This window comes from Planktosalinus sp. (assembly GCF_059864935.1).
On the sequence record NZ_JCBCCK010000171.1, the window covers coordinates 1 to 1,056 of the forward strand.

A 1,056-nucleotide genomic window follows, 5' to 3' on the forward strand; every position below is an offset into this window, starting at 1 on the left:
CATAGTCATATCGACTTCCGATTCGCCATCGACAGCATATACATTAACAATAGATTTAGCGGTGATAAACTGTGCAAATTATACGGCAGCACCCGGAGGTGACGAAGACCAATTCTTTGAACCGGGTGATACCCTGGCAGATTTGGTTGTATTTGGCGGAAACCTGACTTGGTACAGTGATGCGGCCGGAACGATGACCATACCCAATACAACGGTATTGGTTGACGGTACGACTTATTATGTGAACCAAACGCTCAATGGTTGCGTGAGTGACCTTTTGGCCATCACGGTAACAGAGATTGACTGTACAAATTTAGAAATACTCTCTACCACCGATGCCACCATAGTATGTAAAGGTACAGCGGTTTTGGAAGCAGTAGGTAATGGCGGTTTGGGCACGGAAATATACTGGTATGACGATCCGGTAGCTGGCGACCTCCTGGGTACAGGCCCAACCTATACTACACCGGTGTTGACAACAACGACATCCTATTGGGCCACTGAAGTGTTTATCGAAGGCGATGCTCCTTTGGCAGGTCAAGGTAAACCTGCCCCTACGGGGACAGCAAGTTTTAACACCTCTTTGCCTTATGGAATTATGTTCCATGCCACCCAGTCTTTTACCATTGCAAGTGTGGATGTATATCCAGATGGTGCCGGCGGGACCATTGATGTGGAGTTATGGGCACCGGGGTCAAATACCATAATTGCTTCCACAACAGCCAACGTACCTGCCGGAAATGGCAGTACACCATATACCATACAACTTAACTTTCCGGTCACACCGGGTCAGGAATACAGGCTTATTAAAACCAATCCAACATCCGTGAACCTTATCAGGGATTCATCGGGGAATGTTTATCCATACCCGCTGGGCACAGGAGGTGAAATTGTGGGAGGTGTCAATGGCATGGGCAGTTCTTTGGCTGCTTACTATTGGTTTTTTAACTGGACCATAGGAACAGGCCAGGTGTTGTGTGAGTCTCCAAGGGTAGAAGTCATAGCTACAGTAACCCAGGATGGTGACATTATCGTTCCTGCTGCACTTCCTTATAT

General features: G+C 47.4%; 1 protein-coding gene. It reads left to right on the plus strand.

The annotated features are described in order from the left end of the window. A partial coding sequence (locus tag AC6F75_RS06530) for an Ig-like domain-containing protein (RefSeq protein WP_500714151.1) occupies positions 1-1,056 on the plus strand: 1,056 nt, incomplete at both ends.